This window comes from Candidatus Eisenbacteria bacterium (assembly GCA_018831195.1).
In the GTDB taxonomy this organism is placed as follows: domain Bacteria; phylum Eisenbacteria; class RBG-16-71-46; order CAIMUX01; family JAHJDP01; genus JAHJDP01.
In genome coordinates this window covers 70971-96354 of sequence record JAHJDP010000004.1, presented here as the reverse complement: position 1 = coordinate 96354, position 25384 = coordinate 70971, and the positions used below count along the sequence as shown (strand labels likewise).

Here is a 25384-nt window from a genome sequence, read left to right as displayed (position 1 = left end):
GAAATCAGCACCGTCTTGGGGAATCCCAAGAAATGAGGGCTTGGGAATCTCCAAGAACTCGAAGAGCCGAGGAGAGCTATCCTAAACTGAGGAGGGAGGGATTAGCATGTTTTCCAAATACAGGAATCGATCTATGGTCGCTTTTGCAAGTCTGTTCCTTTGTACAATACTTGTCCTGCCTGCAGGCGCCGATTGGAATCAGGGCGACCTCGCCAAGTGGGTACAAGAGCCGGATCTAAGCATGATGGGGATCGATGTGAATGCATCGGTCCCTTTTATTCTCGCCGATGATTTCCTCTGCACAGAGCGAGGTTACATTACGGGGATTCATATTTGGGGATCCTGGCGCGGGGATCATCTCCCATTCGAGCATGATCCAAATGCCGTTCGATTTGTATTGAGCATCCACAAAGATATTCCAGCCGAACAAAGTCCCACGGGTTTCAGCATGCCCGGCGTGACAGAATGGTATGAGGCCTTCATGCCGGGCCAATACTCCTCCCGAGTGTGGATGGACGGAATTGAGGAAGGCTGGATGGACCCTCCGGATATGTACGTCTGGCCGGGGGATTGGACTTGTTGGCAGTACAATTTCAATATCCCGATCGACCTGGCCTTCTTCCAAGAGGGAACCGAGTCCGAACCGGTCGTCTACTGGCTGGATGTTCAAGCCTTCCCGGAAGACCCGACGGCCTTTTTCGGGTGGAAAACTTCGATGATGCATTGGAACGATGATGCCGTTTGGGGCACGGGAGAGGAACCCTATCCCGGCCCCTGGCAGGAGTTGATTTATCCGCCCGGGCATGAACAGCAGGGGCAGTCGATTGATCTCTCTTTTGTGATACAGAGCCAGCCGCCCGATGATGAACTCGACTTCGGCGACGCCCCCGATCCAGCCTATCCAACGCTATCCGCCAGTGGAGGGGCAAATCATCTGATCAGTCCCAATATTTTCCTAGGCGCGCTGATCGATGCGGAACCGGATGGCCAGCCTGATCCGGCTGCGCTGGGGGATGACAATAGCAATCTTCCCGATGAAGATGGTGTTTTCTTCGCCACTCCCTTGATCCCCGGGCAACCGGCCATTATCAACGTCACGGCATCGGTGGCCGGTTTCCTCGATGCCTGGGTCGACTGGGAGGGGGACGGCAGCTGGGCCGGGAATGCCCTCTTTGCTGGGAGCTTCAGCCTGCTGGGGGGGCTGAATACGATCAACATCAATGTGCCGGCCTCCGCCGCACCGAATCTGCTCACCTACGCCCGCTTCCGATTCAGTACGATCGGCGGCTTAAGTTATACCGGTGGCGCACCCGACGGCGAGGTGGAAGATTACCAGGTCTTTATTGAACAACCACCGGAGGAACTGGACCTCGGCGACGCGCCCGATCCGACCTATCCGACCCTTCTGGCCAGTGCCGGCGCCAGCCATCTTATTGTCCCGAATATCTTCCTCGGCGCGTTGATCGACGCGGAGCCGGACGGACAGCCGGATCCTGCCGCCCTCGGGGATGACAATGCAGGCCTCCCCGATGAAGATGGTGTCTTCTTCTCAACGCCTCTCATCCCGGGCCAAATCGCGACGATCATCGTCACGGCATCGGCGCCCGGTTTCTTGGATGCGTGGATTGATTGGGAAGTTGATGGTTCTTGGGCCGGAAACGCCCTTTTCGCGGCGAGTTATAATCTTTTGCCCGGCCCCAACACGATCAATTTCGGCGTCCCCGCCGTTGCAGCTCCGGGTACGATGACTTTTGCCCGCTTCCGGTACAGCACCGCGGGCGGTCTGCCATTCACCGGATGGGCGCCCGACGGCGAGGTGGAGGATTACCGGGTCGTTATCGAAGATCAGCCTCAAACGTACAAGTGGGAGCAACGGCCCGACCTGGATATCACCGGCATCGATATTCACGCGACAGAGCCCTTCATTCTGGCCGATGACTTCCTCTGCAATGATACCGGGTACATCACCACGATCGGCATCTGGGGATCCTGGTTGGACGATTTCATTCCCTTCCATGAAGACCCATCGGCGGTCCGCTTCATCCTGAGTATCCACGCCGATATACCCGCTGAGCAGAATCCGGATGGCTACAGCATTCCGGGCGAGCCGCTCTGGGCTCACGATTTCGATCCGGGAATGTTCAGCGTGGAACCTTACGCCTCGGGTATCGAGGAAGGATACATGGTCCCGCCGGATGATTATCTCTTCCCCGCCGACTGGACCTGCTGGTATTACGAATTCCATATCGATCCGTCGATGGCCTTCCTGCAGCTCGGAACGCCGGAACAGCCGATCGTCTACTGGCTTGATGTTCAAGCGCTCCCGCTGGATATCAACGCGCGCTTCGGTTGGAAGACATCGGTTGAACACTGGAATGACGATGCTGTCTGGGGTACGGGGTATGAACCTTATCCCGGTCCATGGCGGGATCTGATCTATCCGCCGCAGCATCCGTGGATGGGTGAATCGATCGATCTGGCGTTCCGCATCAATCATGATCCAGTTCAACTCGATCTGGATTACGGCGACGCTCCCGATCCGACCTTCCCGACGCTCCGTGCCAGTGACGGGGCCCGTCACCTGATCAATCCGGCGGTCTTTTTGGGATGGCAAATCGATGCGGAACCGGATGGCCAGCCGACACCCAATGCCAATGGCGACGACTTCAATGGACTCCCGGATGAAGACGGCGTTTTCTTCCTGACGCCACTGAATCCCGGCGCGCCGGCGACAGTCGATGTCATCGCCTCCACCAACGGGTTCATCGATGCTTGGATCGACTTTAACGGCGACGGTGATTGGGATGATGTGGACGACCGGATCTTCGCGGGACAACCAGTGAACCCGGGCGTCAACACCTTGACCTTCCCCGTTCCCGCTAACGGACTTCAGGGGCATCTTTCCTACGCCCGCTTCCGCTTCGCGACGCAGCTCCTGGCGCTCTCCTACACCGGTCTCGCCAGCGATGGAGAGGTGGAGGATTATGAGGTTTATATCCAAGACGATGTATCCTCGGTGCCGGACGATCTGATGCCGCAGACATTCGGTCTCTATCTCAACCGGCCGAATCCGTTTAGTCCGGAAACGGCGATCTTCTATGACATTCCCGCGGAGGGCGCTCGGGTCACTCTGGAAGTCTTCACGGTTGAGGGGCGTCTTGTCCGCACCCTTGTCGACGGATTCATGCCCGGCGGCCGCCATGCCGCTGTCTGGCGCGGAGTGAACGATGCCGGTAGAAGGGTTCCCGCCGGTCTCTATCTCTATCGCTTCAAGGCCCCCGGATATGAAATGACCCGGAAGATGATGATGATTCAATAATCGTCATTTCCTGACAGGGATCCGCAAGGATCAGAACAGATCCAAACCCCCGGTTTTGCGGCCGGGGGTTTGATCTGTTTAAAAACCTTGCCTCGTTATCGAATGACGGCAATGCTTCTATGGAGCTTGTCGTTGAAAACTGCCATCGATCCCCCAGGTGAAGGAAATAAAATGTATAGATTATGGATCATCGGGTTTTTTATCCTCACGGCCGTCTCCCGCCCGGCCCCTTCACAGGCGGAAGACATATTTGAAGCGGCCGCCGAGGGGGATCTCTACCAGATCACCTGGCTTTTGGCGGGCGATCCCGATCTCGTCAACGCCAAAGATGAAGATGGGCGGACACCGCTGCACTGGGCCTGCATGCAAGACCAGAACAAAATCATCGGCCATCTGGTGTCAGAAGGGGCGGATGTCAATCATGCCGATCATAGCGGTCTCATCCCTTTAGACATTGCCGCCTCCCGTGGAAACACTCCCGCTGTGGATCTATTGCTCAATAAAAAGTCGGAGATCAATCACGGCGCGGAAACGGGATGGACTCCGTTGAATTACGCCGTGAGAAACGGCCATGCTGATGTCGTTGGATTGCTGATCTCCAAAGGCGCCAATCCGGAATTGAGGATGGAAGACGGAATGAGATCGCTGCACCTTGCCGTTCGGGGGGGCGAGAGAACGGAAGCGGTTCTCGAGGTCTTGATCCGCAGCGGCGTCGAATTGAACACAAAGACAACGAACGGCACCACCGCCTTGCACATGGCCTGTATCAGTTCCGAAAAGGCGGTCGAGCTGCTGGTGCGCGGTGGCGCCGATCCCAATATCGCAAAGATCTACCATGTGACCCCCCTCCACCTGGAGGCGGCGAAGGGTTCCGCCAAGGGCGCCGATATTCTGCTCGCCTACGGGGCCGATATCAATGCGGTTTGCTTCAACGGAAAGACGGCATTGGATTTTGCCGGGGATTATGGTCACAGCGAGGTTGCGGAGCTCTTGCGAAACCGGGGGGCCGACCCCGATGCCGGGTCTTTTCCGGTAATGAATGAAAAGTACCCGGGGCAGAGACGGCCTGGAATGATCCCCGAGATCTTCGCGCCCGGCATTTTTATCACCCCCTTCGATGTTCACGGACCCCTCGCCTTTTCCCCCGGCGGAAAAGAGATCTTCTGGTCCCAGAACGCCCAGCCGATACCGTCACTGTGGTCGATGAAACTCGAGCAGAATCAATGGACGCCGCCCGCGATCGCCTCCTTCTCCAGCGATTCAAAAGAGGTGATCGATTCAGCGCCCTGCTTCTCCCCCGACGGGCAACGATTGTATTTTCGCTCAAACCGCTCCGCAGCGGAGAATGCTGAGGATCAAAAGTCTCACATTTGGTTCGTCGACCGGACACCGGACGGGTGGAGCGGCGCTCAACTGCTCGACGCCCCCTTTAACAATAGTGACTGGTCGATCGGCGGCCTCTCCATGAGCGCCAACGGCACCCTCTATTTTATGGCGGAGAAGGATCTGGAAAGCAGAAACAGCGAAATCTATCGGGCCCGCTGGACGGATGGGCGGTTTGCGGAGGCTGAAAACCTGGGCCCCGCAGTGAATAGTGAAACCTATGATCTCACGCCGGCGATCGCGCCCGACGAAAGCTATCTCGTCTTCGCTTCGATAAGACCGGGTGGATTCGGCCACGCACCGGAATTGTATATCTCATTCCGCGCCGATGACGGCGGATGGACGGAGGCGGTTCATCTCGATGGAGCGATCAACCAGAACGGCGCCTGGCAGCCGTTTATTTCTTCAGATGGGCAGACTTTCTTCTTCGTGAATGGAAGAACCGGAACCGGTGAGTACTGGTGGGCCGATGCCCGCATCCTTGAAAAGTACAGAGCGGGGAAATAGTTCATCCCCGCTCTCCCTGGCGGTATTATTCCAATTCGACACCCAGCTCCCTGAGTTTTTCCTTCGCCCCCTTGTTGTTGGGATTCAGCGCCAGCGATTTCTTATAATTCTCTATCGCCAGATCCCTTTCCCCAAGGGTCATATAAGCCTCACCCAGGCTGTCATAGGCGTTCGCCGATTCGGGATTGTTCAATAGATTGATCTTGAAGATTTCCACCGCCTCATCCATCTTTTTCTCGCCCATGAATGTGTAACCGAGATCGTTGAACTCCGATTCGAAGAATGAATAGTCCCAGGGATGATCTTTCTTCATCCCGTGGTAGGCGGCCAGCCCCTTTTCAAGACCCTCCAGCCGGATCACCCCTTCCATTCGGGCGGCCGCTGAACCCAGCTTGTGCCGGGCGCATCGAAAACCAACATTGAAATCGAGCCAATTCGTCTGGAGGCAGGTCCGGTGGAAGACCTTGCTGCATCCGGGTCCGGTATGCCATCCCCCGCCCCGGACCACTTTGAAACGTCCCTCGGCCGGCCCGCTGGGGTTTTCATCCGGCAGTGTTTTGTACGTCTCGTCATCGTACCAATCGTTCACCCACTCCATCACATTGCCGGTCATATCGTGGAGACCAAAACCGTTCGGGGGTCGGCTTCCCACGGGAGAAGGACCACCGTCTCCCGTCTTGGCATAGAGGTCGTCGTCATACTCATCCCCGTGGGAGTAATTCTTGCCCTCGAGACCGCCCCGGGCGGCATATTCCCACTCGGCTTCGGTCGGAAGCCTGCCCCCCCGCCATTTCGCATACGCCTTCGCTTCGCTCCAGCTGACCCCGATGACGGGAACATCAGGGAACGCGGGCCCGCTGAAGAACCGATCCATCCCCCAGAAAAAGGGCAGCTTGTGCCCTGTCTCTTCACAAAACTTTAAATACTGGGCATTGGTGACTTCCGTTTGATCCATATAAAAAGAATGGATCCTTACAAGATGGGGAGGGCTGTAATCCCCATCCCCTTCCTTCCCCATCATGAACTCACCATCCGGAATCAGAATCATGCCGGCCGGCGGCTCCGTTATCCCTGTTTCCGCGGCGGCGAGCGGGACTTGTTGTGTGGGCCAAAGAACCAAGAGCGCCAGAAAAATGAAAACCCCAGCCATGCGCATCATGAAACCTCCCTCCCCCTTCTGTGACCAAACCCGGATTTCTTACCACGGCGGGGCCCGGAGGTTCCCGGAAAAAGGGTTGTCAATGGCCAACAAAGCCCACCATGGCAATAGGTTAGCGAAGAGAATCAACTCACTGATCTCTCAGGAACCCGCCTTCATCGGCCGATCTGGGTAAAGATATGAAGAACGGAATCAAACATTGCTGCCGCAGAACCGGGCTGTACCGGTTCCTTTCCTGGCTCCATCGGGAGTATCTCGAGGACCAGAAGTGCTGTTACCGCCCCGGGCAATTTTGCTTCTACGGCGAGAGTGTCAGGATTGGACACAAGGTCCGCATCAACCGCCCGGATCGGGTCATCCTCAAGAACCGCTCTTCAATCCATACCGGCACGGTGATCAACTCCACCGGCGGCCTCTACCTCGGTGAGAATAGCGGGATCGGCTACAATTGCACAATTTTTACCGCTCAGCACAGGTACCGCAATGCCGAAACGATCCCCTTTGACAAGATGGCCGAACTCAAGCCGGTGATCATCCGCGATTTTGTGTGGATCGGCGCCGGTGTCATGATCCTCCCCGGTGTCGAGATCGGTGAAGGAGCGATTATCGGCATGGGTTCGGTAATTACAAAAAATGTCCCGCCCCTCGCGATTGTCATAGGCAACCCGGCCGAGGTTGTCATGTACAGGAATAAAGAGCATTACGAAAAGTGCAAGACCGATGGAAAATTCCAACCGATAACCGTAGACCACTACGAAACACATTTGACGGAAGCCTACAAAATTAGATATCCCGATATTGTGAAAGAGTTGGGATTGGGATAGTCCAACTATCCGCCGTCGAACAGAATCAGATGCAGTTCCGCTGGGCCGTGCACGCCGACCACGAGTTTCATTTCAATATCGGCCGTTTTACTGGGTCCGCTGATCACAGTCATGCCGGATGGCGACGCCGCGCTCCGCGACGGCCTCCATCCGGCCGTCCAGTCGAGCATGTCACTCCGGATCTGATCGGGAAAGATGACGGCGACATGCTTCTTGGCGGTAAGGGAGGCGGACCGCCGCTTATCTTCCCCTGCGGAAAGGATGATGGAGCCGGTTTCCGCGATCCCCTGCTCGACGCCGGTTAAAGCCGCCTCGATTTCAAAGAGGGTTTCCCGGGTGAGCGAACGCCCGCTGAGGATCCGGCAAGACTCCGGCCATAAGGCGGATGGATCTTCGCCCAGCCGCGTCGCCAGCTCCGCTCCCGCCGCAACCGACACGATCGATCCGGAGGGTGCGATCTCCGCCAGGATCCTTTTCAAACCATAAACATCTTTAACGCGGTGAACCGTCGAGCCTGAGGATTGCGCCCTTTCACAAAAGAGCTTGATCAGATCGTCTCTTTCAAGGTCGTGCGCGACCAGCCGCGCCCGGCCCTTATCGATCGCGTCGTACGCGGGGGGCGCCGCGGATCCCGGGTCGGTCTTCAGCGCCTCTCTTATGTTCTGTAGCACCCTATTCTCCACGATCCGCCTCCACGTGATCCGCTGCCTGCCGCGCATAGAACGCTTCGATAAAACTCTCGGGCGCCGGAAGGGGAAGATCCTTCTCCCGCGTCCATCGGCCGGGAATCGACGGGAGATCCCGGACCCAGCCGGCGTGACTCCGCAGGCGCAGGATCGATCGCATGAATTTTCGGCCCCAGCGATACCCTTGCGGATGTCGAAGAATTCTCGAGGCCGCCGCCATTGAAACCCGCTCGAGCCGATCGGTGATTCCCGCTTTCACCATATCGCTTCGCAGGGCCACGATATGATCGGCCAATGGGATTTTGACGGGGCAGACCTCGTTGCACAGACGGCAGAGGCTGCAGGCCTTCGTCGCGTCGCCGGCTTGCTTTAATCCCTCGAGCAGCGGCAGTAGTACAGAACCCATCGGTCCCGAGTAACACCCCGAATAGGGATGTCCGCCGATCTGCTTGAAGACAGGGCAGGCATTGAGACAAGCGCCGCAACGGATACAGCGCAGCATCGAGCGATAGCGCGATCCCAAAATCCGGCTCCGGCCGTTATCGAGAATGACGAGATGCACATGACGGGGACCCTCATCATCGCCCGGCCCTTGCATGATATTCACATACTGCGTCAGCCGCTGGCCGGTCGCGAACTTGGCCAGCAATTTGAGGATCACACCGGCGCTGTCGATATCCTGAACGATCCGCTCCATGCCCATGACGGCGACATAGACCTGCGGCATTGTCGTCACGAAGCGTCCATTGCCTTCATTGGTGCAGATGATCCACTGCCCCTGTTCGGCCACGGCGAGGTTCACGCCGCTGATCCCCATCTGCGCCGTCTTGAAAATCTCCCTGAGATGCCGCCGCGCCGCTTTTGTCAAAGCGTCCGCTTCGATGGGGCCGGTATAACCGAGCTTCTCTTTGAAGAGCATGCCGACATCGGCCGTGCTGAGATGAACGGCCGGCACAACAATATGGGACGGCCCTTCTTCCTTCAGTTGAACAATAAACTCGCCCAGATCGGTTTCGATGACTTCGTATCCGTGGCGTTCAAGATGGTCATTCAGGCCGATCTCTTCGGTCACCATCGATTTGCTTTTAACGATCCGCTGAACATTGTGCTTCTCCGCGATACCGGCGATCGCCTCCCGGGCCTCCCCGGCATCGGCGGCCCAGTGGACCCGCACGCCCGCCGTTTCGGCATGCTCGACGAACGTGGTGAGATACCGATCGAGGTTCCAGAGGATATCGTCCCGAAGATCCTTGGCCAGCTCCCGGAAAGCCTCGATGTCACCCAGCTCTTCACAGATGACTTTCCGGGCCTGATCCTGCCGGTCGGTCGCCGTGTGCAGCTTTCTTGACAGCTCCCGGTCGTCACAGGCCTCCCGGGTCTTATCGTAAAAACTTCTGACCGTCATGACCCGTTCCCCATGGCTTGATCGAGGAGTTCGGCAATGTGCAAGACAGGCAACTCCGCACCGATGCGATGGGCGTAGCCCGTAATATTCATGAGGCATCCCGGATCGGCGTAGATGAGAAGTTCAGCGCCGGATCTCTGAATCGCCTCGACCTTTTCGGCCGCCATCGCCCGGCTCACATGCGGCAGATTGAGGGAGAAGGTGCCGCCGAAACCGCAGCACTGATCGATCTTTTCCAGCGGGATGTAGCGGATGCCCGGTATTTGCTTGATGAGGTCGATCGGCTCCTCTTTGATCCCCAAACCCCGGTAGTGGCAACTCCGGTGAAAGGTGACCGAGCGATCGAACCGCCCGCCCCAATCCGCCATTCGAAACTTCTGCTGATGCACAAGAAACTCGCAGAACTCAAAGGTCCGCTTTCCGACCGTGTCGGCTTTGGCGCGGTAGAGCGCCTCTTCTTTGAAGAGCTCCGGGTAATGCAGACGGACCATGGCGGCGCAGGAGCTCGATGGGGCGATGATCGGCCCGGTTGTCTCATCAAAAAGATCAAGGAAACGGCGGGCAACCGCGCGCGCTTCATCAAAGTATCCGGCATTGAACATGGGCTGGCCGCAGCAGGTCTGATCCCGCGGCACCGAGACAATGTGTCCGATCCGTTCGAGCACGCGCAGCGTGGCCCGTCCGATCCGCGGATAAAATGTGTCGCCGAGACAGGTCACAAAGAGCGTGGCCTTCATGCCTTTGCATCCGTCACGGCCGCCCCCTCCTCCAACGCCAACGATTTCTTCTCGTTATGCTCTTTGAGAATGCGGTCAAAGGCGGTCAATCCGCCCAAAGCGCCGAGACCCATCGTTTCGACGGCGGTGCTGGGAACAATCACCATCGATCCATTCTTCTTGAGCCCCTCGAAGATCATATTCATCGCCCTCAGATGCATCGCCTCGGGATTTTCCACGTAGTGCTTTGCCGCCTCGGCGAATTTCTCGGCGATCTCCGTCTCGGCGTTCGACAGGATGATCCGCGATTGGCGCTCGCGCTCCGCCTGCGCCTGGCGGCTCATCGCGTCTTCAAGCGCCTTGGGGATGATGATATCACGGATCTCCACCGATTGGATGGTGATCCCCCAGGCATTGGTCTTGGCGTCGAGCTGAGCCTGAATTTCACTTCCCAGCTTCTCCCGATTGCAGAGCATCTCGCTGAGATCATGCTTGCCGATCGCATCGCGCAACCCGGTCTGCGCCGAGAGGGCGACCGCGGCGAGAAAGTCTTCAACCTCGAGCACCGATTTCTCCGCATCCCAGACCATCCAGAAGGCGATCGCGTCGACATTGACGGGAACGGTATCTTTTGTAAGCGTTGTCTCGGCGTTGAAATCGGTCACACGAATGCGCTGATCGACATAGTTGGCGACTTTATCAATAATCGGGAGAATGAAAAAAACGCCGCTCCCCCGGACACCCTTGAACCGGCCGAAGCGCAGGATGATCGCCTTTTCCCATTGAAAGGCGATCTGTATCATCGGTGCGATCAAGCTGGCCGCCACAACCGTGGCGACGAGAATTCCGCCATGCGGCCGGTGATTCAGATAGGTCACCAGGCCCGCAAGGGTGGTGAGGACCAGCACCGCTTCCCAGACCTGAAGCGACCGGAAGAGAACGGCCAGGATCAGCGATGTGGCGATCATCGTAATAATGACCCTCAGGCTGAATTCAAAGACCGCAAGATGAATAATCATGCCGATCAGACAGATAGCGACAAGGATCATGATGTTGAAGGGACTGAATCGGAAATCGGCGCGGAATCCCGTGGAGAATTCATCCAGAACTGACAAGCCCTGTTGTGACTTCACCGCTTTCATTTTTTGTCTCCTTCTTTGGCGGACAAGCGCCGGCGGAGGTTCTCTAAAATATCTTCGATAGTGAATCCATAGGATGAAGCCCTTGAAAGAAAATCCTGGCAAATCTGATCGCAGATCCGCCGCCGTTCGGCTTCATCCTGCTCAATTTGTTTGGTCCCGACAAAGGTACCCGATCCCATCTGTGTCTCCACCAGCCCCGTCAGTTCGAGCTCGGTATAGGCGCGGCTCACCGTATTGGGATTAATGGAGAGGTTCACCGCCAGTTGGCGGACGGTGGGCAGCCGGTCGCCCGACTCGAGCCGGCCGGTCGCCATCGCCGTCTTCACCTGATCGATGATCTGGCGGTAGAAGGGCACCCCGCTTTTCAGATCCAGCTTGATCTCAATCCCCAAGGTCATCCCCCCTTTCAAGCGTTCTAGAGTCCTAGTGTTCTGTTGTATTAATGGTATAATACAATAATCGTCAGATTTGTCAAGGGCTATAAAGATTTCTTGACCGTGGGTAAAAATGCGGCTATTCTACCCACATGTATGAAAGATTCCTCACCACCAAACTACAGACCGGGAAGCGCAGCGTCCTCCTTATGGGCCCACGGCAGGTCGGGAAATCGACGTTGGTCAACTTGTTGAAGCCTGATCTTACGGTGAACCTCGCCAGCCCGGTGGCGTTCCGGGACTATGTCACACACCCCGAGCGGTTGGAGCATGAACTTCGCGGCGCAGGGCCGGAAACCCGATCCGTCTTCATCGATGAGGTTCAACGTGTCCCTGCCCTATTGAACCTCGTACAAGTCATGCTCGACGAACGTCCGCAGCGTTTCCGTTTCCTCTTGTCCGGATCAAGCGCTCGTAAGCTGAGACGGGGGCATGCGAATTTACTCCCCGGTCGAATCCATGTTCACTATCTCCACCCACTGCTGGCCTGTGAACTCGGTGGGGAGTTCGTGCTCGAACGCGCGCTCGCACACGGGACCCTTCCCGGAATCTACGCCGAGCCGGATCCGCCCACTCGCGAGGCGGATCTCCGCAGCTACGTCGATACCTACCTTCGCGAGGAAGTCCAGGCGGAAGCCCTTGTCCGAAACATTGGCGGCTATGGCCGGCTGCTCGAACTTGTGGCGGCATCATCGGGCCGCATTCTCAACATCAATGCGCTCTGCAGTGATGCGGGCCTGAGCTATGAAACCGCCCGCCGATATATCGAGGTTTTGGAGGATACCCTCATCCTCTTCCGAGTTCCCGCCTGGAGCGACTCAGATCGGGCGAGCCTCATCTCTCATCCCAAGTTGTTCCTGTTTGATCTCGGTGTACGGAACGCTCTCTTGCGCCGGCCACTCGACCGGCCTCTGGATGATGAATGTGGGCTTCTTTTGGAGCATCTCGTCGGCTACGAGCTGCATCGTCGACTGGATGGTCTATGGCCGCAGGCCGGGCTTTCCTATTACCGCACGCGCCACGGCGTCGAGGTGGATTTCATCCTGGAGGTGGATCGAGAACTCTGGGCGATCGAGGTCAAGTCCGGGCGCCGTATCGATCGTGGATCTCTCAAGGGGCTGTCCTCCTTTGCGGAGCGTGTTCCCCGGCTGAAGCGGCGGATTGTCGTCTTTCTCGGCCCCAGGAAGCAATTGATCGATGGAGTTGAGGTGATTCCTCTTCAAAGATTTCTGGAAGAGTTGCCGTCGCAGTAGGAGCCGGCGGAATGCGCCCTTGACGATCTTACTCGATCCGCACCACCTTCTGCGTCAATGTCGCCGACGCGGCGTCGAGCCTTATAAAATAGACGCCGGCGGATACGGATCGGCCGCCGTCATCGCGTCCATCCCAGATCGAGGTGTGCCTGGCGGGATCCATCCGGCGGTTTACGAGAGTCCTGACCTTTCGCCCGGCAATGTTAAAGACGTCGAGCCGCACCGCTCCCGCAGTCGGCACATCAAACCGGATGGCCGTTTGTTTATAGAACGGATTCGGATTGATCAGCTGGACGGCGAAGCTCGTCGGCATTGGATCAACATCGTCGGGGGGGGCGGCTGTGTCGAGGCCGCCGGCCACGAAGGGTGATCCCGCAAAGCAGGCATCGATAGCTTGAACACTCCAATAAAATTCCGGAGGCGGCGGGTCGGGAAGGGTAATCATCCAGCTGGTATTATGATTCGTGTTTCCCAGCTGCACGACCTTGCGATACCCCGTCATTGAATCGGCCATCGCTGACATGATCTCCGAGCCGCCGGGGGTCGTCCCCACACAGAGGTTATACGTTAATCCCAAAGTGGGTGTTTCATCGTCGATCGCCGCGTCCCAGGAAAGGGTCAGCACATTCCCGTCCATTTCGCTTGCAGGATTTGTGGGCGCGGACGGCGGTGTGTTCGGATTCGGATTCCAGTTCTTAAGGATAGATGACGGCATACCGGCCGTTGGGGAGCCTTCGGATGGCATAGCCCAGGAGTGGCCCCGGATCTGAGACGGAATAGGTCGGGATACCGAGTTGCGATCTCAGCTCTGCGGGATCGCCGAATGTATAAATCGTCGCCCCGCGCTCCAGCTCCTGATAGGCGGCAACAGCGCCTACTGCTTCGAGTTGATAGGCGCCCATCGGTGGCGGAGCGCCGTCGAAATCGGCGGCGCTGCCGCCCGAATCAAACCCCGCATTCAAGAACAATGCGATGACCGGGCACAACAAATAGGAACCCATCTTTTTGCAGATCATTGGAACCTCCCCCTTGCGCGGCCATGGCATTGGAATGCCATGGGAGAATTTCGCCTTCCCGGCTCAACCGACCCGGCGCGGTGGAGCCGGGACGCAGCTTTGATATTGCAGGGTCTGTATCTAGGAGACGCGGAGGAGCCGATGGCGAGAATACAAGAGACACGCTTAAAGAGGAATATCGATCCCAGCGCGCAGTCGGTACAAAACCGTGGACTGTCCTTATGGACATGCCAGAAATATTTTAACCCATAACTATATTGAAGTTAAGACTGCGATTACCGCTTATTGCGAGAAACTGAGCTGGCGGGATTCGGCCGCCGGTTTCAATTCTTCTTTACGACAAATATGAAGTATCGCGGGACTTTATCAATTACCGGCGTCACTTGCGGCGATGTGGTCATATTTGGATTGCCAAATACAAGGCTTACGATTCTTCGAATCACCCGGTTTGCGATGATGCGCCGTCTTTGACGCTGGCCATAGAGCCCCTGTTCAAGAGTGGAAAATCCCGCTGCCTTTAATTCCGGCAGCAGTTCCTCTGGCGTAAATTCTTGGATATGAAATTCGTTGGAGGGCTTGTCGGTGAGTGAATTCGCGCGCGGTGAGGTAATCAAGCGATGCGGTGAAGAGATGATGAGCACTCCATCCGTGTTGAGAAGATGATACAAGTTTCCAAGCGCCGAACGGTAATCTTTGATATGCTCGATCGTCTCATAACAGACGACGAGATCATATCTCTCGCCGTCCTCATAAGTACAGATATCGCCGGCGACAAATCGGGCCTTTTCCGAACCGTAGGTGCGCGCCGCATATTGAATCAGCTGTTCGTTCAGGTCGACGCCGACATACCGAGCGGCGCCGGCGGCCAGGAACAGGGGCGCCGAGAATCCAACACCGCAAGCTATATCCAATACGGTCCTGCCCTGTGCGAATCCGGAGGCGAAACGATACCTTTCCATATGGTCCGCTTCGATCCGCTCGCCGGACTTGCCGGGAATAAAGAACTCGCCGGTGAATTCCGGTTCTGAACCGCTCGTCTGCATGCCGGCCCCGTCAGCTGATCGCCGACCCCGGGGCGACATCCTGATCGGGCTTGAGAAGGCTGATCGTCTCGCCGTCGGATGCCGCCAGGAGCATCCCCTGGGAGAGCTCGCCGCGGAGTTTCGCCGGTTTCAGGTTGGCGACGACGCATATCTTCCGGCCGACAAGATCCTCCGGCTGGTACTGCCCGGCGATCCCGGCGACGAGCTGGCGTGTGTCACCCGAGCCGAGATCGACCTGCATCTTTAACAAACGGTCGGCGTTGGGATGCGGCTCCGCGGCGGTAATGACGGCGACCCGGAGATCCATGCGGGCGAATTCATTGTAGGTCAACTCCGGTTTCCCCGGCGCTTCGCTTTTCGTCTCCGCTTGCTTCGGTTCCTCTTCGGCTTTCTTTTCCTCTTCCATCTCTTCCTCCCGTTGCAGTTCTTTACTTATACTTTTCAAAGAGTTTCGCATACTTCAGCGCAACATAGTAGGCGCCCATGGTGGCGACGACCAGGCCGCGCCACCCTTCGAGAAATCCCAACTTTAAAATATAGGCTTTGAGAAATTTCGCCGGCGGGCGGAAGATCAGGTCCGGAAGAGCCGGCCGGCCCGGCGCCCCCTCCGCCCAAAGCGTCGTGTACTCGTTGATCTTTTCGAGATGATGCGTGAGATTGCGGTACGAATAATGTAGAAGATCCCCCCGCAGCCGCTCGACGCGCCCGTCGATCACGGCCGTCTCGTGCACCATCCGCTCGTCGAAACGCACCTTATCTTTCAGAAAAAGCCGCGTCTTCCAGTCGGGGTACCATCCGCCCCATCGCAGCGCCTTCCCAAGGTAAACGGTGCGGCGCGCCATGGCGAATCCGCCGGCTGTGGTTTCACTTTCCATCGCCTTCCGGATGGAGTGAGCCAGCTCGACGGTCACCTCTTCATCGGCATCCAGCCACAGAACCCAGGGATGGCGGCATTGCGTCAGGGCGAAGGATTTCTGCCGGCTGTATCCTTCCCAGGGATGGCGAATCACGCGGGCGCCTGACGCTTCAGCCGCGTCGATCGTGCCGTCGGTTGATCCGCAATCGATGACGAGGATCTCATCGGCCCACGGGACCGACCGCAGCGTCTTCGGCAGACGGTCGGCCTCATTCAGCGTGAGGATGAAGATCGAAACCGGCAGCTTTGTCATCGAACCCTTCCCCGTTATACCGGCAATAGCGGCAGACTCTCTTGGGGTGAGGATAACCACTCGATCCCCTTCTTCGTCACTAAAACCATCTCTTCCAATCCGAGATATCCGCGCCCCTCGAGATCGACGCCGAGTTCCAAGGTGAAGATATTTCCCTCTTCAATCGGGAAGAAGGGCGTTTGCCCGTAGCGCTCCCATTGCGGTCCCAGCACGCCGCCGCCGTCATGGCAGGCCCGGCCGACCTGGTGTCCCGTCGCATGCTGGTACTCGGGATAACCGGCCTCAATGACGACCCGGCGCGCGGCGGCGTCGACGGTCCAGCCCTCGACACCCGGCTGCAACACCTCAGCGGCGGCGAGGATGGCCCGGCGTACCGTATCGAATCCCTTTTGCACACTCTCAGGCGGCCTCGTTTCCCCGGTGCGCGGCACATACCAGGAGCGTTGAAGATCGGAACAATACCCATCGCGCCGGACGCCATAATCAATGTGAAAGATATTCCCCTCAGAGACGCAGAGCTGATCGGAAGGAAAGCCGTGCCCGGCCATCGATCCCGGCCCCGTGGTTACGGAGGGACAGAGCGCCGCCTCCCAGGCCAAGCCGACATGCCGCCGGGCCGCCGCGTCATGGAGATGACCGTGAATGTCGATCTCGGTGTGGCCCGGCCGCGCATAGCGGGTGAGGTCGAGAAAGATCTCTTCCGTCGTCGCGATCGCCCGGCGCACGCGCTGAATCTCTCCGGGAGATTTCCTGCCCCTGAGGGTGCCGATAATCTTCTCGGCGCTGAGGAAACGGCTGGCAAAGGGTGTCTCCGAAAGATGCTGCTTTAACAATTCAAAAAGACCGAACGTAAGGCCATCCGCCTTGACATCATTCAATGAGTAATTGAGCGCGACCTCTTTCGGCTGCAGGCGGTTCAGTTCGTTGCAGAGGGGCTCTTTTATGCTCTGAACATAGGTGAGAACCTTCGACCAGGCGCCGCTGGATCTCACCGCTTCATCTTCATATTTCCCCACGATCGCGATCCGTTCGCCCGATTGTGTAAGGATCAGGGCGCTTTGCCAGGTGAGGGGGTGATCGAGGATCAACGGCAGCACGGGATCGCCGGCATCGGTTGTCTCGCGGACAAAGGTCAGCCAGCAGTCGATGTCGAGTTCCTTCAAGATGCCTTCAACCTGATGCAATTTCTCATGAACAAGTTGTGTCAAAGCCGTTTCCTCCCCGCCTCAATCCCAATCATCACCGGCCAAAGCCTGCCATAGCAAACCTTCGAGCCGGCCGCCGAGGGCATCCCAAGAGTACAACTTTTGCGCCGCCGCATGGCCCCGTTCAGCCCGCCGCCGCGCTTCATCGGGGTTTTTCATGATCGCATCCACCGTGCGCCGCAGGGCCGCCGGATCGCCCGGCGGGACAATCCATCCGGTCTCACCGTCCTGGATCACCTCAGGTATCACATTCACAGAGGTGCCGACGACGGGCACACCCAGCGCAAGACACTCCATCGCCACCCGGCAGACCGCTTCCGAGCCGGTGCTCGGTATCAACACCGCATCGCAGGCCGTCATGGCGGGCGCCGCATCCGGCACCTGTCCTATATAATGGACCCGCGCTAATAGCGCGCCGGGAATCTTTTTGGCCAATTCTATCCAGCGCACCTGCGACTCGCCGCCCGCGAAGATGAGCTGGAGGTTTTCATCCGCCGTCATCAACGGAAGGAGCGCCTCCAGAGCCGTCCGGTGCCCTTTGACAGGGCTCAGCCGCCCGATCAATCCGACCAGCGTCGACCGCCGGGACAGGCCGAAACGCTTGCGGATCTCCGCCGCCTCGCCCTCCCAGCGCTCCCTTGAAAAATGTTCAACATCGACCCCGCCGTGGATGACGGTCATTCTTCCCGAATCCAAAAACCATCCGCTGTAGTGATCTTTCTTCATGAACTCGCCGGAAAGGAGGATCCGGTCGGTCAACCGCCGGTGGAGGACCCGGTTCACCATATTGTCTCTGGGCGGGCGGATCTCCGGCCGGGCGCGGATGAGCAGAACCTTCTCTTTCATCCCCCACCGGGACAGGGCCAATTCCCCGTGGCCCGGTCCGGTGTGAACGATCAGAACATCGAGTTCACCCTCCCGGATCATCCGGCGGATGAGGAACAGCGAGGGCATACGGCCGGTCATGCCGTTGCCGGCGGAACGGATCCCTTTCAATGTCGGGAGACCGGAAGTTATGCATCGATCCATATAGGGGGAATTTTGGGCGCCGGCGGCGATGACATGATGCCCCCGGCGTTGCAGCGACACGGCGACGGCATGCGCATAGTGGGCCAGGGCGCTCCACCACCGGATATGGGCGACATTGAGAATCTTGAGATGCCTGGGTTCCGTCATTTCCGCCATTTCCGCCGTCCCCGCTCTTAATTTTCTCTCTGCGGCCCCTCATCCAGAAGAGCCCGTATCCTCGGCAAGGCGCTCCGCGCGGCCTTCTCCCCTTCCTCAAGAAGCAGGCCGGCTTTGTGTAACTCGAAGACCGGGAACTTCTCCATGTTCGGATGAATGAGAATATCCACCCGCTCGCGGGATTGCATATAATTATTGTATTGTACAAGTCCAGAAAACTGAGCCATCAGTTCCACCAGATGCCGGGGTTCGCCGCCGCGGGGAGGGTCCTTGATCGTCGACACTCCCACCGTCATTTCGGCGCCCATCGAACTCAAGCACTCCACGGGCAAAAAATTAACAACCCCGCCGTCGAGATAGATCTTTCCGTCGATCTTGACCGGACTGAAGAGATGCGGGATGGCACATGAGGCTTCGACGGCCGGCAGAATCGGCCCGCTGTTGAAAACGTGCGCCGCGAAGGTCGTCATATCGGTCGCCACGACGGCGCAGGGAATTTTGAGATCCTCAAAGGATGGATTGCCGATCCACTTTTCGATGAATTGGCGGATCGGCGCCGTGGAAAGGAATCCCAGCCGCTTCGGCGAGAGGTGGGCCAGTTCGCGCCAGGAGAGCTTGCCGGCGAGCGCCGCCATATCGGTCACCGGCAGCCCGGCGGCATAGAGCACCGCCGCGATCGAGCCGCCCGATGTCCCCGCAATGGCGTCGATCGGGATCCCCTCCGCCTTGAAGACCTTCAGAACGCCCACATGCACAATGCTCCTCGCGACGCCCCCGCTGAGCGCCAGCCCTAATGATCGCGGCATCGACCCTCCCTTATCACCCCACATCGCATAACCGCGCCTCCGCAACCACCTGCGAAGCTCCACCTCTCCGTCCTGCAGCTTACCCCTCTTCAGGGGCGGATCCAATCTTGGCGTCGCGACGCGAGCGTTTGACAACAGCCCTGGGAGACCCATAATCTCCGTGAGTGTCTCGCTTCCACAGGGCCGCGGGATGATAGGAACCCAGAAGCGGCCCGGCTTCCGAAGGAAAGGATCATTAAGACGGTGACCCTACCAGCTTCGATCCGTCTCGCTCTGCGGATCATATGTCTTCTTCCCGGATTGGCCCTGTCGCTTCCGGCGCCCGCCGCCGGCCAGCAGCTTCTCTTTGAAGATTTCGCGCTCGATAGTGGCGCTTTCTCTCCGAATGGAGACGGCATCCAGGATCATCTCCTGATCACGGTGCGTCTCAACCAGGCCGGTTACCTCCGGGTTCAGGTCGATTCATCCGATGTTCCCATCCGCACCCTCCTCGACAGTGTTGCGGTGGGAACCGGCGCGGTCGAACTGATATGGAACGGAACGGCGGATCCCGCCGGTTTGGATCCGCGTCTGGTCTCAGAAGGAGATTATACGGTCAAAGCCGCCGCCTGGAGCGGCACACAGTCGATTGTCGCTGATCCGTTGGATCTGGTGCTGGACATCACGGCCCCGGTCCATACCTCAACGCTCTTTGTCGAGGGCGATACCCTGGTTCGTGATGGGGAGTCGATTCAACTCGAGACGACATGGAATGGGGACGACTACCGCATCCGGCCTGATTTCACCGCTGTCGATTCGGACACGCTCGGCGGCCTGCAGATGATGGAGTCCGGCACCACAACGCGATTCCAGTACACCCTCTCTTTTTATAACACAACCGCCGATGCGGACAGCCTTCCGGTGCCGATCACCGCTGTCGATCCCGCGGGGAACACCGCTGTCGATACGACGATTTTGTTGAACCTTCACAATACACCGATCCCGCTGGGCTCGGTATTGGCCGACTCATCCTCATGCATCAGTGATGAATGGTCCATTGTCATTAAGACCCGCTGGGACCGGGACGATCTCAGCATCGTTCCCGATTTCGCCCATATTGATAACGGCCTCCCGGGTCCTTATACCGTCTACCCCGAGGGGGGCGGGCTCTATACGATTCAATATACGACTTCTGAAAACAACACCACTCCCGACGCCGATTCCCTTGTGGTCGGCCTCACGGCATCAACACGCTTCGGGGATCGTTTCACCGATAACAGCCTCCGTCTCACCATGAACAATCATCCGCCGGTTCATATAGCGACCCGGTTGATAAATGCGAAAACTGTTTTTAAAAACAGTGATACATTAAAAATAGAAACCCAATGGAGCAGCCCGGGAGAGCTCGAGATCAATGTCGGCGCCGATTTTCAGGGGATCAGCTCCCGCTTTAAAGATGGGAATGAGGCGACACAACAGACCAATGACACAACCTTTGTTATCACCTATCTGATTCCAGCCGCGAATGAAGCATCGGATGCGGCGTCGGTGCTTATCCCTGTTTACGCGCAAACAGGCGGCTGCCGCCGTGAAGAGATCCGCGCTCTTTGGATCGGGCTGGATAACACCGCGCCCACTATTGTACCGGTGCTCAATCCTCTGCCCTCCTCAGTAACAACAGATCAGATCACCGTCGCCGGTGTGGTCGACAGCCTTCCCGCCGTCGCGATTTTCAAAGATGGCAAACGCGTCGCCACAGCCGATGTCGGCGCCGGCGGAGAATTTTCCGTCCCCATCAGTTTAACACCCGGCCCGCAAGAGATCGCCGCGGCCGGACGGGATGCCGCCGGCAATGAGTCGGGTCATTCGGCTGCGCAGACCGTCATCTATGTCACGGCGGGAGAGGTTCTCATCCCAAAACCCTTCAGGCCGGGAGACATAATGACCATTTCGCACCCGATCGGGTATGAGCATGTCGATGCCCGGCTCCTTAACATTGAAGGCGGCTTGGTGCGGGAGTGGCGCTGGGACCAGAACCTAAACTATATTGAAATTCAGTGGGATGGGCGCAACGGAGATAATGCGCGGGTCCACTCCGGAGCCTATCTCCTCAAGTGGGAAGCCCGATTTTCGGACGGTGGGTCGGAAAAACACATCTGGCCCATTCTCTATCTTAGGTAGGCGGCCGCGCTAAGCGGCTGAGTCAAGTGTCCTACGTAAGAAACTGATGCAAGACGCGTATGAAGGGAAGAATCATGCCGCGGATCGTACGTTTCATTTTGACCCTCTTTATCATTTCCTCCCCGGCTTTGGGCGCAGGCTCCGCAACGCAGGGGGCCTTTCCCGATTTGCCGTGGGGGGCGACCGGGGCCGTCTTTGGGGCGGGAAGCATCGCCTGGATCCAAGATCCCTCCGCCGTCCATTGGAATCCAGCCCTGTTGCCGCACGTCACCCAGCGGTCCTTCATGGCGGGCAGCGGTGATCTTTTCGGCGAAGGCCTTGTCCGTCATTCCTTTGCGGCCATCGCCCTGCCCTTTTACAAAAATTATGTGGATGCCGATGCCGGCGGCCGCCTCACCGCCGGGGGCGGATCGGAAATCTCCCGCGTTTTGGGTTTTGGAGCCGATATTCTCAGTCTCGACGCCGAAGGAGACACCTATCGTGAAACCCGCCTGACGGTCGGCACCGCTTTTTCATCGTTAAAGTCCTCGACCGTCGGATGTAATCTGAGTTACCTCAGCGTCGGCGGCGATGTGACCGGATTGTCTGCTTCGGGTTACGATCTCGATCTGGGTTTAACATGGCATCTGACCGATCGCGCTCAGGCCGGATTTGTGATGCGCCACGCCCTCAGCAACCTCTCCTGGGACGGTGGCGACTCAGAGCGCCTGAATCTTCGCCTTGAAGGGGGCGTTCTCCTGGAATGGAATCACCTCTTTCGATTCCCCGCGGGTTTGATTTGGGATCCGGAAGGTGTCGGGCTTCAAGAGCTCAGCTTCGGCGTCGATTATCGGCCGGCCTTGCCGATGCAGATGGTCGGGATCCAGGCCGGCGTGCGGCACCGGCCGGGCGATGACGGCGGCACCCTCTTTTCCGGCGGCCTGACGCTGACGCGCGGGCGTGTCCACGCCGCTTACGGCCTCGTCGCGGAGGAAGCCGGTCTTGGTTCGACACACCGGTTTCATTTTGGGATTCTCTTTTAACCGCCGGTTTTCGGACCGGCGGCGGAGCCCGCAGAACGATCAGGGAGGTAGCGGTTGGAATCGGCCATCCGCCGTGCGCTCGAGCTGTACGGAGTCGAAAACTGGGGCCACGGATATTTCAGCATAACCCGGACCGGCCACCTTGCTGTCCAGCCGGTCCCCGGCGGGCCGGAGATCGATCTGTGGGAGATTGTACAAGAAGCCCGCGGCCGCAAGATAAACCCGCCTTTCCTCGTCCGCTTTCCACAGATTTTGGAGACAGAGGTTCAACGGCTGCACAGAGCTTTTGACGCGGCAAAAACAAAGTTTGCATATGACGCCCCGTACCAACCGGTCTACCCGCTTAAAGTCAGTCCGCAACGCGTCGTCGTCGAGCAGATCTTGAAATCAGGCCGTGATTTGGGTCTCGGGATCGAGTCGGGAAGCAAAGGGGAGCTTCATCTGGTTCTGGGGATGGACCTCCCGCCGGGCACACTGGTTGTTTGCAATGGTTTTAAAGACGCCTCGTATCTCCGGATGGCTGTTCTGGCCGCCCGCGCCGGGCTGCGTGTTGCGATCGTGGTGGAACAGATCCGGGAACTGGAAATCTTAAACGCCCTCGGTGACGATCGCGGACTTCTGGAATTGGGCCTCCGCGGACGGCTTTACAGCCGCGGCAGCGGCAAGTGGGAGTCGACCGGCGGCGATGCAGGCAAATTCGGGCTCACCACACCCGATCTCGTCTACGCCCTTGATCTGATCCGCGACATGGGAATGACGGAGCGTCTTCGGATGCTCCACTTTCATATCGGCAGCCAGATACCCGATATCCGCAAGATTAAGAAGGCGGTGAAGGAAGCGGCCCGCGTTTATACAAAAGTCCGGAAAATGGGTTTTCCGGTCACCCTTCTTAATGTCGGCGGCGGCCTCGGTGTCGATTACGATGGATCGGGAAGCTCGGCCGATTCGAGTGTTAATTACTCCCTTGAAGAATACGCCAACGACGTCGTCTACAACACACGTGAGGTTTGCGATCACGAAAAGGTTCCCTATCCGGCTTTGATTTCAGAGAGCGGCCGGGCGATGACCGCCTACCACGCGCTGCTCCTTTTCAATGTACATGCCCGGGAAGCCGCACCCACTCCACCCCCCGAGACCGGCGCGGAAGAACATCCCCTCATGGCCGAACTGGAGGAAACCCTCCGCGTTATCAATCCCAAAAATTACAGGGAGTATTATCACGACGCTTTGCAGGAGCGGGAGGAATTGCAATCTCTCTTTGATCTCGGTTATCTCAGCCTCAAGGCCCGCGCCCGCGCCGAGTCGGTTTTTCGGGATGTCTGCCGGAAGGCTCTCGCCTATGCCCGTGACGCGGGTGAGGTGACGGGCGAGTTCTCCCAATTACAGCGGGTTTTTCGCCGGGGCTATATCGCCAACTTCAGTGTCTTCCGCTCAGCACCCGACGCCTGGGCGATCGGGCAACTCTACCCCGTCCTTCCGATCCACCGCCTTGATGAGACCCCTGTGGAGATCGGGATCCTCCTCGACATGACCTGTGATAGTGACGGCAAGATGGATCACTTCGTCGCTCCTAAGAATGTTAAAGAAGGATTGGAGCTTCACCCGACCGATTCCGGAGAGCCTTATATCCTGGCCATCGCCCTGCTGGGCGCCTATCAGGATGTCCTGGGAAATGTCCACAACCTCTTCGGCAAACCGGCCGAAATCCTCGTGAGGGCAGAGTCCTCCGGGCGCTTTCAAATCGATCCCGTCAAACCCGCCGATCCGATCGATTGGATCGCCGGTGTCGCCGGCTGGGATCCCGAAGAGATCCGGGAAAGATTCCAAAAGCGGCTCGAGGAGGCCGGGAAGACGGGCGCAGCGGGCGACAAAAATGCCTCCCGGTGGATCTCGGAATTCATGGAACTTCGTCGCAGGCCGCCCTATCTCGATTTGTGAGAAGGAAATGAGCCCGCCCTTCCATCCCCCCTCGAGCCATGCCCGGTCCCGGTGGAACCTCATCCACCCCTCAACGATTCCACTTCCCCTGCCGATAGATCAACATCGGGGGGCGGACCAGAGGATTCCATCGTGACTGAAATCATAGAAAACAATGCCCTGGCGCGTGTCCAGAACGCGTTGGGGGAGAGAGATTACCTCTCCCCCGTTCCCCATGCTATCGCCCGGCTCTGGGAGGTCATCGACCGGCCGGAAACAACGGTCGATCATCTGACCCAAATCGTTGAGAGCGACCCCTCCCTGACCGTCAATCTTCTGCGGATTGTCAATTCCGTCAGTTTCGGGCTGCGCCGGAAGCTGGTGAATGTGCGGGATGCGATTATCTATGCCGGTCTCAGCGAATTAAAAAACCTCTCCATCGCCCTTGTTGTGCAAACAGGCCTGTTGCTCCGGAAACCCTATTTGACAAATTTTGATGTCGATCTCGTCTGGCGCCACAGCGTCGGAACGGGGATTCTCGCTCGTCATCTGGCCCGTCAAACGCGAGCGGCCAAACCTGAAACCGCCTTCGTCACGGGTCTATTGCACAATGTCGGATGGATTATTCTCGATCAGGTCATTCCCGAAAGGGTCGCAGAGATCCTCGGCGATCATGAAGATTCAGAAGAGGGCTCGGGTCCCAGTGAATTCAGACATCTAGGATTCACACACGCCGACGCCGGAGCCTGGCTGATTCAGCAATGGAAACTTCCCAAGATCCTCTCGAACGCCGTGCAGTACCATCACCAACCCCATGCGGCAACGACCCACCGGAAGCTGACGACTCTGCTCTATGTCGCCGACACGCTGACCGCACAGGTTGTCCCCTATATCCCCCAGTTCCCACCCATCGGTGATCCGCCTGAAGAGTTTTGGCGGGAACTCGACATGTCTCCCGCGGCGGGCATCCCGGCCATCGGCCTTGTGGAGAAGGAATTGGAGAAGGTTATGGATCTGTTGCGCGTGACATAGC

The 25384-nt window shown here is 58.0% G+C and carries 22 protein-coding genes; 8 read left to right on the top strand and 14 right to left on the bottom strand.

Annotated elements, in window-relative coordinates:
* Window positions 1-106 precede the first annotated feature (106 nt).
* Together KJ970_00740 and KJ970_00735 are read left to right on the top strand one after the other, a co-directional pair.
* Window positions 107-3319, top strand: a complete 3213-nt coding sequence (locus tag KJ970_00740; GenBank protein ID MBU2689427.1) for a hypothetical protein — start codon at window positions 107-109, stop codon at window positions 3317-3319.
* Between the two features lie 171 nt (window positions 3320-3490).
* Complete coding sequence (locus KJ970_00735; GenBank protein MBU2689426.1) at window positions 3491-5209, top strand: ankyrin repeat domain-containing protein; 1719 nt, start codon at window positions 3491-3493, stop codon at window positions 5207-5209.
* Between the two features lie 25 nt (window positions 5210-5234).
* On the opposite strand, the gene KJ970_00730 is transcribed toward KJ970_00735, so the two are convergent.
* Window positions 5235-6368, bottom strand: coding sequence for an SUMF1/EgtB/PvdO family nonheme iron enzyme (locus KJ970_00730; protein MBU2689425.1), 1134 nt, complete (start codon window positions 6366-6368; stop codon window positions 5235-5237).
* A gap of 179 nt (window positions 6369-6547) precedes the next feature.
* On the opposite strand from KJ970_00730, the gene KJ970_00725 reads away from it, so the two are divergent.
* A complete protein-coding gene (locus KJ970_00725) occupies window positions 6548-7192 on the top strand; it encodes an acyltransferase (protein MBU2689424.1) in 645 nt (214 codons plus the stop codon).
* A gap of 5 nt (window positions 7193-7197) precedes the next feature.
* Here KJ970_00725 and KJ970_00720 read toward each other — a convergent pair whose 3' ends face one another.
* The 5 genes from KJ970_00720 to KJ970_00700 form a co-directional block, all read right to left on the bottom strand.
* Complete coding sequence (locus KJ970_00720) at window positions 7198-7863, bottom strand: lactate utilization protein (protein ID MBU2689423.1); 666 nt, start codon at window positions 7861-7863, stop codon at window positions 7198-7200.
* Window position 7864: 1 nt separating this feature from the next.
* Window positions 7865-9283, bottom strand: coding sequence for an iron-sulfur cluster-binding protein (locus KJ970_00715; protein MBU2689422.1), 1419 nt, complete (start codon window positions 9281-9283; stop codon window positions 7865-7867).
* Entirely contained in the window at window positions 9280-10020 is a 741-nt protein-coding gene (locus KJ970_00710) for a (Fe-S)-binding protein (protein ID MBU2689421.1), read from the bottom strand. The genes KJ970_00715 and KJ970_00710 overlap by 4 nt, the downstream gene beginning before the upstream one ends.
* Window positions 10017-10967, bottom strand: a complete 951-nt coding sequence (locus KJ970_00705; GenBank protein ID MBU2689420.1) for a slipin family protein — start codon at window positions 10965-10967, stop codon at window positions 10017-10019. Before KJ970_00705 ends, KJ970_00710 begins: the two co-directional genes overlap by 4 nt.
* A gap of 170 nt (window positions 10968-11137) precedes the next feature.
* A complete protein-coding gene (locus KJ970_00700) occupies window positions 11138-11539 on the bottom strand; it encodes a GntR family transcriptional regulator (protein MBU2689419.1) in 402 nt (133 codons plus the stop codon).
* 128 nt (window positions 11540-11667) lie between these two features.
* Between KJ970_00700 and KJ970_00695 the strand changes: the two genes are divergently transcribed.
* Window positions 11668-12828, top strand: a complete 1161-nt coding sequence (locus tag KJ970_00695) for an ATP-binding protein (protein ID MBU2689418.1) — start codon at window positions 11668-11670, stop codon at window positions 12826-12828.
* 28 nt (window positions 12829-12856) lie between these two features.
* Here KJ970_00695 and KJ970_00690 read toward each other — a convergent pair whose 3' ends face one another.
* From KJ970_00690 to KJ970_00655, 8 genes are all read right to left on the bottom strand, one after another.
* Entirely contained in the window at window positions 12857-13465 is a 609-nt protein-coding gene (locus KJ970_00690; GenBank protein ID MBU2689417.1) for a T9SS type A sorting domain-containing protein, read from the bottom strand.
* A gap of 58 nt (window positions 13466-13523) precedes the next feature.
* Window positions 13524-13844, bottom strand: coding sequence for a hypothetical protein (locus tag KJ970_00685; GenBank protein ID MBU2689416.1), 321 nt, complete (start codon window positions 13842-13844; stop codon window positions 13524-13526).
* A gap of 323 nt (window positions 13845-14167) precedes the next feature.
* Window positions 14168-14887 (bottom strand): class I SAM-dependent methyltransferase, encoded by a 720-nt coding sequence (locus KJ970_00680; GenBank protein ID MBU2689415.1) that lies wholly within the window; start codon window positions 14885-14887, stop codon window positions 14168-14170.
* Window positions 14888-14897: 10 nt separating this feature from the next.
* Entirely contained in the window at window positions 14898-15344 is a 447-nt protein-coding gene (metG, locus tag KJ970_00675; GenBank protein MBU2689414.1) for a methionine--tRNA ligase subunit beta, read from the bottom strand.
* Window positions 15316-16056: a glycosyltransferase family 2 protein gene (locus KJ970_00670; GenBank protein ID MBU2689413.1), complete on the bottom strand. Its 741-nt coding sequence runs from the start codon at window positions 16054-16056 to the stop codon at window positions 15316-15318. Before KJ970_00670 ends, metG begins: the two co-directional genes overlap by 29 nt.
* Before the next feature lie 14 nt (window positions 16057-16070).
* Window positions 16071-17264: a Xaa-Pro peptidase family protein gene (locus tag KJ970_00665; GenBank protein ID MBU2689412.1), complete on the bottom strand. Its 1194-nt coding sequence runs from the start codon at window positions 17262-17264 to the stop codon at window positions 16071-16073.
* An 18-nt stretch (window positions 17265-17282) separates the two neighbouring features.
* Complete coding sequence (locus KJ970_00660) at window positions 17283-18437, bottom strand: glycosyltransferase family 4 protein (protein ID MBU2689411.1); 1155 nt, start codon at window positions 18435-18437, stop codon at window positions 17283-17285.
* Between the two features lie 26 nt (window positions 18438-18463).
* Window positions 18464-19252: a patatin-like phospholipase family protein gene (locus tag KJ970_00655; GenBank protein MBU2689410.1), complete on the bottom strand. Its 789-nt coding sequence runs from the start codon at window positions 19250-19252 to the stop codon at window positions 18464-18466.
* 243 nt (window positions 19253-19495) lie between these two features.
* Here KJ970_00655 and KJ970_00650 point away from each other — a divergent pair, with 243 nt between their 5' ends.
* The 4 genes from KJ970_00650 to KJ970_00635 all read left to right on the top strand — a co-directional run bounded on the left by KJ970_00650 (window position 19496) and on the right by KJ970_00635 (window position 25383).
* Window positions 19496-21412 (top strand): hypothetical protein, encoded by a 1917-nt coding sequence (locus tag KJ970_00650; protein ID MBU2689409.1) that lies wholly within the window; start codon window positions 19496-19498, stop codon window positions 21410-21412.
* A 74-nt stretch (window positions 21413-21486) separates the two neighbouring features.
* Window positions 21487-22434, top strand: coding sequence for a hypothetical protein (locus tag KJ970_00645; protein ID MBU2689408.1), 948 nt, complete (start codon window positions 21487-21489; stop codon window positions 22432-22434).
* Between the two features lie 54 nt (window positions 22435-22488).
* Entirely contained in the window at window positions 22489-24372 is a 1884-nt protein-coding gene (gene speA, locus KJ970_00640) for a biosynthetic arginine decarboxylase (protein MBU2689407.1), read from the top strand.
* A 132-nt stretch (window positions 24373-24504) separates the two neighbouring features.
* Window positions 24505-25383, top strand: coding sequence for an HDOD domain-containing protein (locus KJ970_00635; protein ID MBU2689406.1), 879 nt, complete (start codon window positions 24505-24507; stop codon window positions 25381-25383).
* Window position 25384 lies beyond the last annotated feature (1 nt).